The following is a 12,668-nucleotide window of genomic DNA, read 5'->3' on the forward strand; positions in this document are numbered from 1 at the left end:
CAATAAACCAACAAGGCTTTTTAGGAAAGTAATTTTTTAGCCATAGTCGAGATGCTTTTCCCATCTGACTTTCCGGCTAGCTCTTTGGATGCAACACCCATTACTTTTCCTAAGTCTTTGGCACCTTCGGCACCTGTTGTAGCGATAATACGCTTGATTTCAGTTTCCAATTCTTCTTCGGAAAGCTGTTCTGGTAAAAACTTCTTAATCACTTTGGATTGTTGTGCTTCTACTTCTGCTAGGTCCATACGATTTTGCGCTGAAAATTGATCATAAGAATCTTTTCTTTGTTTAATCATTCTTTGCAAAATTGCAATTTCTTGTTCTTGGGAAACATCTGCACCTTTGTGCTCTGTTTTTAGCAAAAGAATCTGTGCTTTCACTGCGCGTAAAGAATCCAGAGCAACTCTGTCTTTCTCTTTCATCGCAGTTTTCATCGCGTCTGTTATTTTTTGTTCTAAACTCATTGTTATGAAATTAGTCAACGTCTTTATTCAAAAATTTGTTTTCACGAAGCTGTACTCTCCCATTGTTATCGCTCAAAAAATTGTTGATACTGTTATCGGAGGCATTGTTGCCATCGATATCAATATTTTTTCTTTTGAATGCCGGAATGCTCTCAAACTCTTCAGCATAGTCAAATTTTTGGTAACGAGAGTTAAACTCTTTCAGTTTGTTTCTTCTCTCCAAAATTTTATTCGATTCTGCTGTTTTGTTGATGAAAGTGAATTCATCTTCCTGCTCTTCCACAAATGGTTTTTCGGCAGCTTTTGGTTCTTCAAAATTGTAGAGCATTTCTGGTTGAGGAACTTCTATTTTGAGCTCTTCCTCAATTGCTACTATCTCTTGTACAACTTCAACTTTTTCAACTTTATTAATGATTGGCTCCGCTTCTTCTTCTTGATGTACAAACATCTCTTCATTCTGAATCGGCTCATTAATTACAAAATTAATTTCAACTGGTTTTTCTTCGTTATTAACTTGGATACTGTGTTGATTATTAATTTTATTTTCGATCTCAAAAGTAAAAGCTTCCGCTTCTAAATCCTCGATAGGACTAAACTCTTCCTCCTCGTCATAGTTGAAAAGGTTAAAATCCTGAGGTGCTTCTGATTGCTCCCAATTTTGGTTGAAGCTTTCGGATTCTTCTTTTTCGAAAAACTTAACTTCCTGAGGAACTTCTTCTACAGCAGTTCCGGCGAAAGTATTAGTTGGAAAATTGGGAGTTGAAAAATCCTCATCATCTTCTAGGCGGAATACGTTGCGTCCTGTGCTAACGCCATCTTCTGCATCTTTTTCAGCTCTTGTTTTGAAAGGCGAATCTGTGCGTTTTGGCAAAGAAGATTCTCGATCTTCAAGAAGGTTATATTTGATGGTTTCTGTTGTGCCAGAGTGTTTGATGTTATCATTAGAAAAACCTGTTGCGATAACCAATACGCTGATGCTCTCACCCAATTCTTCATCCGACCCAACCCCGAAGATAATCTCTGCTGTGTTGCCGGCTTCTCTCTGGATATAATCGTTGATAAGTCCGATTTCGTCCATTGTTGCTTCTTCGTTTCCAGAACGAATCAATAGTAAAACGTCTTTGGCCCCAGTGATTTTGTTGTCATTTAATAACGGAGAATCCAAAGCTTTTTTAACCGCTTCTTCTGCTCTATTTTCGCCTTGTGCCGCGCCTGTTGACATCAATGCAGTTCCTGAATTCTGAAGGACAGATTTCGCATCACGGAAGTCGATATTGATATCGAAATAACCTGTAATAACTTCTGCCATACCTTTTGCAGCGTTGGTCAAAACTTCATCGGCTTTTAAAAATCCTGTTTTGAATCCTAAGTTCCCGAACTGTTGTCTTAATTTATCATTATTAATAACAATCAACGAGTCAACGTTATTTCTAAGTTTTTCTAAACCTTGTTCTGCCTGATCAAGTCTTCTTCTACCTTCAAAACTAAAAGGCACCGTCACAATACCTACGGTAAGAATTCCCATTTCTTTTGCAACTTTTGCAATAACTGGCGCCGCACCTGTACCAGTACCGCCACCCATACCCGCTGTAATAAAGACCATTTTGGTATTTTGTCCCATTGCAGCTTTGATGTCGTCGATACTTTCGATAGCTGCTTTTTCGCCAACTTCTGGATCAGCTCCAGCACCCAATCCTTCGGTTGTAGAAGTCCCTAACTGTACTTTGTTAGCCACTGGGTTATTATCGAGAGTTTGTGAATCTGTATTGCAAATAACGAAGTCTACGCCCAAAATACCTTTCTCGTACATGTGCTTCAGAGCGTTGTTACCTCCGCCTCCAACACCAATAACTTTGATGATCGAGGAGTTGCCTTTTGGCAGGTCAAATGAAAATCCTTGGTTGTTATTTATATTTTCCATTGTTACAATTTTTATAATGTTCCGCTTGATTATTTAAAAATAAAATTAAGCTCCTAATTTATTCTACTTCTTCAAAGAATTTTTTAACTTTTTCTAAAATCGATTGCCCGAAAGTTTGTTTTCCTTCGTTAGATTTTTGCTTAGGTTTTTCGATTTCTTCTACATCTGGCAGTTCCATATTTTGGATTGGTACTTCGACTGTTGTCTCGTCAACCTTGACTGTTGCAACCACTTCTTCCACCTCTTCATTCGATGATTTTTTATCACGAATTTTAAGACTTTCCATCAACAATCCTATTGAGGTTGCATATTCTGGACCTTTTAGTTGTTGATTTTTATCATTACTAACATACTCGTTAGAAAAACCAATTCTGGAATCAAAACCTGTGATATAATTTGCTAATTGTCTCAGGTGTTTTAGGTTGGACCCGCCACCTGTTAAGACAATACCGGCAATCAATTTCTTTTTCTGTTCGAATGCACCGTAAGCTTTTAGTTCGGTATTTACCATTTCTAAAATTTCTTCAACGCGAGCATTAACAATCTGCGCCAAAACTTTCAGTGAAATTTCTTTATCTGGACGCCCATGCAAACCAGGAATGGTTACATAGGTGCTATCTTTTTCTAATTCTGGAACTGCAGATCCGAATTTAACCTTTAGTTGTTCTGCATGTTTTTCGATGATAGAACATCCTTCTTTGATATCGTCTGTAATAATACCACCTCCGTAAGGGATAACACAAGTGTGGCGGATAATATTATCTTTAAAAATAGCGATGTCTGTAGTACCACCACCGATGTCAACAATCGCAACCCCCGCTTCTTTTTCTTCTTTGGTAAGAACAGCTTCCGAAGATGCCAAAGGTTCTAAAGTTAATGCCTCCATCTCTAAACCAGCTTCGCGAACACATCTTACAATATTACGAATAGAGCCCATCTGGCCGACTACCACATGGAAGTTAGCTTCTAAACGTTTGCCATGCATACCGATTGGCTCTTGGATTTCTCCTTCAGAATCGACTTTGTATTCTTGTGGAAGAACATGAATGATTTCTTCACCTGGAAGCATAACCAACTTACGAACTTGATCCTTAAGTGCTTCGATATCATCGTCTGTAATGTACTTATCCGGATGTTCTCGCATGATATAATCCGAATGTTGTAAAGAACGGATATGTTTTCCAGCAATGCCAACTGTAACTTTCCGAATAGAAACACCAGAGCTGGTCTCCGCCTTTTGTATCGCGGCTTTGATAGAGCCTATCGTCTGTGCAATGTTGTTAACAATCCCTTTGTGAACGCCGAGACTTTTTGCTTTTCCTACGCCGAGGATCTCAATCTTTCCTCGGTCGTTGCGTCTGCCAACAATGGCGACAATCTTAGTTGTCCCAATGTCCAGACCTACTGAATACTCGTGATTTTCCATTTTTTATGCTCGATTTGATTTTTTTATTCTACTATTACTTTTGCTTTTTTCTTAGGTTCTTCTTTTTTAGGAGAAGCTTTTTGTTGTGTTTTTTGTTTTTCTTCTTTTTTAGGTTCTTTTTTTGGCTTTGCAACTGTTGCCTTTGGTTTGGCTTCAGGCTTCGCGACTTCTTCTTTTTTTTCTAATCTTGCCAAAGGTTTTTCCAAAGCTTTTTCTTGTGCTTTAAGAACACTATCATTTTCTTTAAAATAAGGATTGAGTGTTGCTACAATCTGATTATTGTATTTCACAGAAATTCTTTTGTACTTTTCTGGATTCTGATACACCAAATATTTTTCAACAAAAGTTTTGAAACCCTTTACTTTAAAATCGATATTATTAAGATCGCCAATCTCAACTTTATAATGACCTTCGCTGGTCAAAAGACTGTAATCGCCATCGTATTTTGAGATTCCTATAAAATATTTTTTACTAAAATCATCTTTGTTGATCTTTTCTACAAGATTGCTCAGCGCGGCGTATTCATCTTTTTTCACGTTCCCTGAAACCAACAAACACGGATAGGAATAATTTCTTGAAATCGGAAACTCTACACCTTTAGCATCTACGTAAAAATCTCGTCCTTCTTTCTGCAGTCTAAACACAGGAACCCTTTGTTTAACATCAACATTCAAAGTACCATTAAGATCCAAATAAACATTGGCGCTATCTACAAAATCGTTTTTGTTAAGTTTTTCCTCAAGTTTTGGGATGTCCAATGTTCCTATTTTATTTTCTGGATTGTATTTTTTGATTAAATCCGAAACTTCATTTTCTGAAATAAAATATACAGAAGTCGCATCGTTATTCAGCTTAATTTTAGACTCAGACACAGATTTTTCACTGAAACGTTTCAAAGAGAAACTCAGCAGAAAAACCAGTATTCCTACGGTTACTAAAATTTTTAATATTCTGTATTTATTCTTCATTCTATTTAGCTTAATGCATGTAAAAAATTACACTTTTACATTATTAATCCATTCCATAATTGGATCGTACAAAGTGTCGATATTCCCAGCACCAACGGTCAATAAAATATCGAAATCTCTTTCTTTAATTTTGTCAAAACTTTCAGCAAGGCTCACCACTTCTTTGTTGTGTGTATCTACTTTTTCCGCCAACCAAGAAGACGTCACACCGGGATAATTCTCCTGAAGTTCGCGTGCTGGATAAATCTCTAACAGCAAAAGATCGTCACCATTCGCCAAACTTTTCGCAAAATCATCAGCAAAATCTCTTGTTCTGCTGAACAAATGCGGTTGGAAAGCAATCAACAATTTTTTGTTGGGGTAAAAGGTTTTAATAGAACCAATTACGGCATTCAGCTCCGTTGGATGGTGCGCGTAGTCGTCGATATAGATTTTTCCGTTGTCAAAAATATGTTTGGTATAACGTCTTTTGATGCCTTTAAAATCGGTTATTGCGTTTTTCAAAACATCGAAAGAAACGCCCATTTTGCTCAAAATCGCTAGCGACACTGTCGCGTTTTCAACATTGTGAATACCTGGAATTTCCCAAACAAAATCTGCAATCGTTTCTGTCGGCGTATGGAAATCAAAATAAATTTTGTCGTGATCCATTCGCAAATTATCCGAATAGTAATCGGCCTCTTCATTGACTGCATAGGTTACATGCGGACGACCAATATCCAATCCTTTTCTCGCAAAAATCTGTTGGTCTTCTGGCACCAAAGCGGCAAACTCGCGGAAGCCTTCTTCGATATGACTACGGTCGCCGTAAATATCCAAATGGTCAGCATCCATGGACGTTACAACCGCCCAATCTGGGGAAAGATTGAGGAAGCTTCTATCATATTCATCCGCTTCTACAACAGACAATTCATTACCGTTGTACAGAAAATTGGATTTAAAGTTTTCTGAAATTCCACCCAGAAAAGCAGAAAAGGGCAAATCTGCTTCTTTACACAAATGCGAAATTAGAGTTGATGTCGTGGTCTTACCATGTGTCCCTGCAACGGCAATACACTGCGTATCTTCGGTTACCAGACCTAAAACTTTTGCCCGTTTATGAATCGTGAATCCGCTTTCTTTGAAATAATCTAAAATTCCCAAAGTTTTAATCGCGGGCGTGTAAATCACCAATGTATCTTGACTAGACAATTGTTTAATTCTGTCATCGATGTTATCTTCAAAACTAATGTCAATACCTTCTGCCATTAGTTGTGTCGTCAATTTGGTATTGGTTTTATCGTAACCCAAAACCTCTCTGCCAGAAGCATGGAAATATCTCGCCAAAGCGCTCATCCCAATACCTCCGATACCGATGAAATAAAAATGTTTGAATGTATTTAGATAATTCATTTTATATTTTGTCCGAAGACTATTTATTTATCGTTTTTAAAATTTCGTCTACAATCTCGATTGTTGCATTTGGTTTTGCAAAACTTTTGATATTGTTTGACATGTCTGTTCTTAGTTGCTCGTCTTTGCAAATAGACATCAATGTTGACCAAAACAGATTTTTCATTTCGGAGTCTTTCACCATTTTGGCTGCATTTTGTTGCACCAAATTAAGGGCGTTTTTGGTTTGATGATCTTCTGCCGCAAATGGGAAAGGCACCAATAATACGGGTTTCCCGGCTACCGACAATTCTGAAATCGCAATAGCGCCCGCTCTCGACACAATAACATCCGCTGCCGAATACGCCAATGGCATATCGTAAACAAATTCTTTCAACTGAATTTGATTTTTTAAATCTGAGATTTGAGAATCTTTATTTAAAGTTTCAAAATCCAATTTTCCTGTTTGCCAGATAAGCTGCAAATTTTCTTTTGCAAAATTTTCAAGATTATCTTTCCAGCCGTTATTTAAAGTTCTTGATCCTAAAGATCCACCAACCGATAAAATACAAAGCTGATCTGGGTTGAGGCCCATTTGTTCTTTTGCAGTTTTAGAATCTATTAAATCTGAAACTATCGTTTGCCTGATGGGGTTTCCAGAAAAAATAACTTTCGTTTTCGGAAAATCTTTTTCCATGTTTGGATAAGCTGTAAAAACCGCTTTTGCCTTTTTGCTCAGTAACTTATTGGTCACACCAGGATAGGCATTTTGCTCCTGTATAAAAGTCGGAACGCCTTGTCTAGCCGCCGCCCACAAGGCAGGACCACTTGCAAAACCACCGGTACCAATTGCAAGATCAGGTTTAAAATCTCTAATAATTTTTTTCACTTTGTTAAGACTTGATATTAACTTGAACGGTAATTTTAAATTGGCTAACAAATTACCTCTGTCTATTCCAGCGATGTTTAATCCTATAATATCAAAACCTGCCTGAGGCACTTTCTCCATCTCCATTTTGTTTTCTGCTCCTATGAACAAAAACTGAGCATCAGGATATCGTTTTTGGATTTCCTGTGCTATGGCAATTGCTGGGAAGATGTGTCCTCCAGTGCCCCCGCCGCTTAATAATACTCTAGGCGATGTCATTAATTTCTTCTATTGTTTGTTTTTTTCCTAATCCTTCTTCATCATATACCTGAATTCTTGAGCTGATGCTAAGAATAATTCCTAACTGAATGTATGTTACCAACATCGACGTACCTCCGTAACTGATGAGTGGCAAAGGTTGTCCTGTAACCGGAATTAGATTAACTGCAACAGCAATATTAACAGCTAATTGCACAAAAATCATAAGCCCAATTGCGAGGACGAGTAAGGACCCAAAGAATGCTGGCATTTTACTGGCAATCATCACAATCCTAATTATCATAATCATGTACAGACTGATGAGCACCAAAGCGCCGAGCCAGCCATATTCTTCTACTATAATGGCAAAAATAAAATCCGATACCGACTGTGGAAGTGTCTGCTTCAGCGCACTTTTTCCTGGACCGATACCATAAAAACCTCCATGTACAATGGCCGCTTTAGCCTGCATGACTTGGTAGTTTTTAGCTTTTACCGCTTCGTCTTCAACGTCGGCATCTTTTTTAGCATTGGTAAATGTTTCTACGCGACTCATCCAAGTATGTACACGGTTGTTATTAATCATACTTGTATTAAGCGCCACCAATAGGAACATTACAACTAAAATGACCGAAGTTGAAATAAATCCTGCAATGTATTTCCAATGTAATTGTCCAAAAACTAATACACCAATGGACACCATCAAAATCATCAAACCTGTAGAACCATTGTCTTTTGCAACCAAGAGAAACACCAACAAAATAGGTCCGAAAATATAAATTACATTTTCTATAGGCAGCCTTTCTCTTGATATTTTCTTTGTTAAATAACGGCACAAGTAGATGATTAACATTAAATAAGCAAAAGACGACGGCTGGAACGAAATCGGAGTTCCAGGGATTTTTAACCAACGCGAAGCACTAGCACCGTCAATCGTCTGCCCCGTAAACATCGTAATGCATAACAAAATAACTGTTACACCTAGCAATATGGAACTTAGCTTTCCAATATACTCATATTTGATAGCGCCAATACCTCGCATAATTCCGAGACCTATGACTAAGAAAATCATGTGTTTCAAAATATGGCTCGTCGTGGTACCGTTGTTAGCAATATACTCCAAGTTGGAACTTGCCGAATATACAGGAAATATCGACAGAAAGGATATCAAAATGATAACCATCCAAAGAACTTTATCGCCCTTCAGTAGCTCGAATTTATTATCTGTCGTTTGGTTTTCCATCTTCTGTTATCTGCTTCTTTTTATTTCTCTAATTTTAAAACTTCTTGTTTAAACTGATTGCCACGATCTTCATAACCGTTGAACAAATCAAAACTTGCACAACAAGGCGACAAAAGTACCGTATCGCCTTCCTCGGCCAGCTGTGAACAAACCTTTACCGCATCCTCCATACTTGAGGTGTCGTAGATCTGCTCTTTATCATTTTTAAAGAAATCGATAATTTTTTGATTATCAACACCAAGGCAAACTATCGCTTTCACTTTCTTTTTCACGAGTTCTTCAATCTCGGTGTAATCGTTGCCTTTGTCTTTTCCACCCACAATCCAAATCGTTGGTTGTTTCATACTTTCTAGAGCGAAGTAGGTGGCGTTGACATTGGTTGCTTTGCTGTCATTGATGTATCGCACACCTTGGATATCCGCAACATTTTCCAGACGATGCTCCACAGCTTGGAAAGTCATCAGCGAATTGCGAATACTTTCATTGCTGATATTCAATAACTTACTCGCAATACTTGCTGCCAGACTGTTGGCAACATTATGTTTTCCTAAAAGTGAAAGCTCATCGATTTTCATTTCGAAATGCTCATTAGTATTCACAGAAATATCATTATCCGTAGCATAAGCACCATAATCTAAACTTTCGGTCATAGAGAAGGGTACTTTTTTCACTTTGAGATCCAGTTTGTCCAGAATCCTTTGGCTCATTTCGTCATCTTTATTGTAGATGAAAAAATTTTGTTCATTTTGATTTTCTGTAATTCTAAACTTTGCTAAAGCATATTCTTCGTAATTGTAATTGTATTGATCCAAATGATCTTTTGACAAATTCAACAACAATGAAATATAAGGTCTGAAAGTTTGTATGTCATCTAGCTGAAAGCTGCTAACTTCCAAAACATAATAATCGAAATTATCTTCTGCAACTTGCTTTGCAAAGCTTTTGCCGATATTTCCACCCAAACCAACATTGAAACCGTCTTCTTTAAGAATATAATAAATCAACGACGTGGTGGTCGTTTTACCATTGCTTCCTGTGATAGCTATAATTTTGGCATCTGTAAACTCGGAAGCGAATTCTATCTCGGAAGATAGTCTGATGTTTTTATTTTTAATTTTAAGAACGATGTCGGCCTTCTTAGGAATTCCAGGACTTTTTATAACCCAATCTGCTGACAAAATACGGTCTTCAGAATGTTGTCTTTCCTCAAAATCGACACCTAGATCTTGCAATTCTTTTTTGTAGTTGTCACGGATTTCTCCCATATCGGATACGAAAACCTCGAAGCCTTTTTTCTTTGCTAAATAAGCGGCACCCACGCCACTTTCTCCACCACCTAGAATAACTACTTTCATCTGTTATATCATTATGAGATTTTGAAATTTAAAAACTTCTTAATCTTTGTATTTTAAGTTATCTAATTTTTAATGTTATCAAACAAATAATCGCCAATAACATTCCCAAAATAATGGCACGGTTTACGATTTTGCTTTCATGATAACCTTTCTTCTGATAATGATGGTGCAAAGGCGACATCAAAAACAGCCGGTTATTTTGTGCATATTCTAATCCGTATTTTCGTTTTCTATATTTAAAAACAATCACCTGCAACATTACAGAAAGGTTTTCCACCAAGAAAACGCCACACAATACAGGAATTAATAATTCTTTTCTTAAAATAATTGCTAAAACGGCAATCACACCGCCTAACATCAAACTTCCGGTATCCCCCATAAAAACTTGCGCTGGATAAGTATTGTACCAGAAAAATCCGATAACTGCTCCAACCAAAGCGAGGGCAAAAATGGTTGTCTCTCCCATATTGGGTAAAAACATGATATTGAGGTAATCCGCAAAAATAATGTTACCCGACAGATATGCAAAAAACGCGAGTGTCAGCAATATGACGACGCTGGTTCCGGCGGCGAGCCCATCGATACCATCAGTAATGTTAGCTCCGTTGGATACAGCCGTTACAATAAAAATAACAATGGGGATAAAAACAACCCAAGACCATTCGTGTGCTTCATCTGGACTCATCCAGAATAAAAGTCCACTATAGTCAAACTCATTATTTTTTGTGAAAGGCACTGTCGAAACAGGGATTCTTTCTTCTGGCATAAAATTCTTTTCGACATTGTTACGGTTGACAACTTTGGCATCAGAATATTTTCTTTTGACCTCGATGTCTGGATGGAAATACATCGTCACCCCTACAATAAGTCCCAAGCCAACCTGTCCAATAACTTTGAATTTGCCTTTCAGGCCGTCTTTATTTTTTTTAATTTTCTTTAAATAATCATCCAAAAAGCCAATAGCGCCCATCCAAAACACAGAAATGATTAACAAGACAATATAGACATTGGTGATTTTTGTAAACAAAAGAACCGGAATAATGGTCGCCACAATAATGATGATACCTCCCATTGTTGGCGTGCCTTCTTTTTGTTTTTGCCCAGCCAGACCGAGATCTCTCACCAATTCTCCCATCTGTTTTTGACGAAGATAATTGATGATTTTCTTACCGTAAGCTAAGGCAATAATCAATGAAAACAACACCGCCATTGCAGCTCGAAACGAAATGTATCGGAAAAGATTCATCCCTGGAACATGAATTCCGTGGCTAATAAGATATTCGTTTAGGTAGTATAACATTTTCTTTTATAATCTTTGGTTATAAAGGTTTATTTCCCCATTAAGTTTAACAATTCTCTAATGACTTCCTTATCATCAAAATGATGTTTGACACCGTTAATCTCCTGATAAGTTTCGTGTCCTTTTCCTGCAACCAAGACAATGTCTTTAGGTTCAGCAAATTTTATCGCCATTTTAATAGCTTCTTTACGATCCGGAATCGAAATATATTTATTAAAATTTTGCGGTTCCACGCCGGTTTCTATTTCTTTAATAATTGCGGTAGGGTCTTCTGTTCTTGGATTATCCGAGGTGATAATTGCCACTGTTGCTTTCTGAGAAGCTATTTTTCCCATTTGCGGGCGTTTGCCATGATCTCTGTCGCCACCACAACCGAACACACAAATTAATCTTTCATTTTTTGTACGAATCTCGTTGATGCTGTCCAGAATATTTTCTAAAGCATCTGGCGTATGTGCATAATCTACGACGAAAAAAATTCCACTGTCTGATTTAAGAGTTTCGAAACGCCCATTAACACGGTGAAGTTTTGAAATCGCTTGTAAAATTTCGTTTTCTTTCATGCCCAATTCCATGGCGATGCCATAAGCCAACAACAAATTATAAACATTGAACTTCCCTGTTAAAGTCGTCCAAAATTCTTTCCCATTAAAATTCAGCAACATCCCGTTGAAGTCAACTTCCAAAAGCTTTCCATGAAAATCTGCCATCGTCTTCATCGCAAATGACTTTCTGGCCGCTTTGGTATTTTGCAACATGACATTGCCATTCTTATCATCCGCGTTGGTTATTGCGACAGCGGAAGCTTCTAACTCATCAAAGAAACGTTTCTTCGCTGCTAAATAATTATCAAATGTTTTATGGTAATCCAAATGATCTCTTGTGATATTCGTAAAACCTGCAACTTTGAAGTGTAATCCTTCGATGCGATCTTGTACAATTCCGTGAGAACTCACTTCCATGAAGGCATATTCGCAGCCTTCTTCGACTGCTTTTGCCATCATTTCGTTAAGACGAATGACATCTGGTGTGGTATGTGTACTTGGGATAACCTCATCGGCAATACGATATTCCACCGTAGAAATAAGCGCAGACTGGTATCCTAAATTTTTAAAAATATCAAATAACAAAGTCGTTACAGTGGTTTTTCCATTGGTTCCTGTAACACCTACTAAGTTTAGCTTTTGGGATGGGTTATCATAGAAATTAGAAGCTAAATGTCCTAATGCTTTTGATGAGTTTTCCACCAAAATATAAGTCACATCGTTTTGTGAAATTTCTGGTAATGTTTCGCAAACAATAACATTCGCGCCTTTTTCAATTGCTGAATTGATGAATGAATGTCCATCTGCAAGCACACCTTTTATCGCAACATACAGCGAATTTTCGACAGCTTTTCTACTATCGAAAGCAAGCATAGAAATCTCTTTATCCAAAGAGCCTTTGGTTTTTAAAACTGGAATGTTTGCTAATAATTTCTCTAAATTCATT

At 37.4% G+C, this 12,668-nt stretch carries 10 protein-coding genes; all 10 read right to left on the bottom strand.

Annotated features, from left to right (window positions below; translation table 11 throughout):
• Window positions 1-20: 20 nt before the first annotated feature.
• The 10 genes from G6R40_RS09980 to G6R40_RS10025 are packed head-to-tail and all read right to left on the bottom strand — an operon-like array spanning window position 21 to window position 12,667.
• Entirely contained in the window at window positions 21-467 is a 447-nt protein-coding gene (locus tag G6R40_RS09980; RefSeq protein WP_165134771.1) for a GatB/YqeY domain-containing protein, read from the bottom strand.
• A gap of 10 nt (window positions 468-477) precedes the next feature.
• Window positions 478-2,388: a cell division protein FtsZ gene (gene ftsZ, locus G6R40_RS09985; protein ID WP_165134774.1), complete on the bottom strand. Its 1,911-nt coding sequence runs from the start codon at window positions 2,386-2,388 to the stop codon at window positions 478-480.
• A 58-nt stretch (window positions 2,389-2,446) separates the two neighbouring features.
• Window positions 2,447-3,814 (bottom strand): cell division protein FtsA, encoded by a 1,368-nt coding sequence (ftsA, locus tag G6R40_RS09990; RefSeq protein ID WP_165134777.1) that lies wholly within the window; start codon window positions 3,812-3,814, stop codon window positions 2,447-2,449.
• A 23-nt stretch (window positions 3,815-3,837) separates the two neighbouring features.
• Window positions 3,838-4,782: a cell division protein FtsQ/DivIB gene (locus tag G6R40_RS09995; RefSeq protein ID WP_165134780.1), complete on the bottom strand. Its 945-nt coding sequence runs from the start codon at window positions 4,780-4,782 to the stop codon at window positions 3,838-3,840.
• Window positions 4,783-4,809: 27 nt separating this feature from the next.
• Entirely contained in the window at window positions 4,810-6,174 is a 1,365-nt protein-coding gene (gene murC, locus G6R40_RS10000; RefSeq protein WP_165134783.1) for a UDP-N-acetylmuramate--L-alanine ligase, read from the bottom strand.
• 19 nt (window positions 6,175-6,193) lie between these two features.
• Complete coding sequence (gene murG / locus G6R40_RS10005) at window positions 6,194-7,300, bottom strand: undecaprenyldiphospho-muramoylpentapeptide beta-N-acetylglucosaminyltransferase (RefSeq protein ID WP_165134786.1); 1,107 nt, start codon at window positions 7,298-7,300, stop codon at window positions 6,194-6,196.
• Window positions 7,287-8,522 (bottom strand): FtsW/RodA/SpoVE family cell cycle protein, encoded by a 1,236-nt coding sequence (locus tag G6R40_RS10010; RefSeq protein WP_165134789.1) that lies wholly within the window; start codon window positions 8,520-8,522, stop codon window positions 7,287-7,289. Before G6R40_RS10010 ends, murG begins: the two co-directional genes overlap by 14 nt.
• Before the next feature lie 20 nt (window positions 8,523-8,542).
• Window positions 8,543-9,877: a UDP-N-acetylmuramoyl-L-alanine--D-glutamate ligase gene (gene murD, locus G6R40_RS10015; protein WP_165134792.1), complete on the bottom strand. Its 1,335-nt coding sequence runs from the start codon at window positions 9,875-9,877 to the stop codon at window positions 8,543-8,545.
• Window positions 9,878-9,935: 58 nt separating this feature from the next.
• Window positions 9,936-11,177 (bottom strand): phospho-N-acetylmuramoyl-pentapeptide-transferase, encoded by a 1,242-nt coding sequence (gene mraY, locus G6R40_RS10020; RefSeq protein WP_165134795.1) that lies wholly within the window; start codon window positions 11,175-11,177, stop codon window positions 9,936-9,938.
• Between the two features lie 29 nt (window positions 11,178-11,206).
• On the bottom strand, window positions 11,207-12,667 hold the full coding sequence (locus tag G6R40_RS10025) for a UDP-N-acetylmuramoyl-L-alanyl-D-glutamate--2,6-diaminopimelate ligase (protein WP_165134798.1): 1,461 nt from the start codon (window positions 12,665-12,667) through the stop codon (window positions 11,207-11,209).
• Window position 12,668: the final 1 nt, after the last annotated feature.

It is taken from the genome of Chryseobacterium sp. POL2, from assembly GCF_011058315.1.
Taxonomy (GTDB): Bacteria; Bacteroidota; Bacteroidia; order Flavobacteriales; family Weeksellaceae; genus Soonwooa.

Excerpts from the sequence above, each read along its gene's own strand:
- G6R40_RS09980 (WP_165134771.1), bottom strand. The coding sequence starts at position 467 with ATGAGTTTAGAACAAAAAATAACAGACGCGATGAAAACTGCGATGAAA.
- ftsZ (WP_165134774.1), bottom strand. The coding sequence starts at position 2,388 with ATGGAAAATATAAATAACAACCAAGGATTTTCATTTGACCTGCCAAAA.
- ftsA (WP_165134777.1), bottom strand. The coding sequence starts at position 3,814 with ATGGAAAATCACGAGTATTCAGTAGGTCTGGACATTGGGACAACTAAG.
- G6R40_RS09995 (WP_165134780.1), bottom strand. The coding sequence starts at position 4,782 with ATGAAGAATAAATACAGAATATTAAAAATTTTAGTAACCGTAGGAATA.
- murC (WP_165134783.1), bottom strand. The coding sequence starts at position 6,174 with ATGAATTATCTAAATACATTCAAACATTTTTATTTCATCGGTATCGGA.
- murG (WP_165134786.1), bottom strand. The coding sequence starts at position 7,300 with ATGACATCGCCTAGAGTATTATTAAGCGGCGGGGGCACTGGAGGACAC.
- G6R40_RS10010 (WP_165134789.1), bottom strand. The coding sequence starts at position 8,522 with ATGGAAAACCAAACGACAGATAATAAATTCGAGCTACTGAAGGGCGAT.
- murD (WP_165134792.1), bottom strand. The coding sequence starts at position 9,877 with ATGAAAGTAGTTATTCTAGGTGGTGGAGAAAGTGGCGTGGGTGCCGCT.
- mraY (WP_165134795.1), bottom strand. The coding sequence starts at position 11,177 with ATGTTATACTACCTAAACGAATATCTTATTAGCCACGGAATTCATGTT.
- G6R40_RS10025 (WP_165134798.1), bottom strand. The coding sequence starts at position 12,667 with ATGAATTTAGAGAAATTATTAGCAAACATTCCAGTTTTAAAAACCAAA.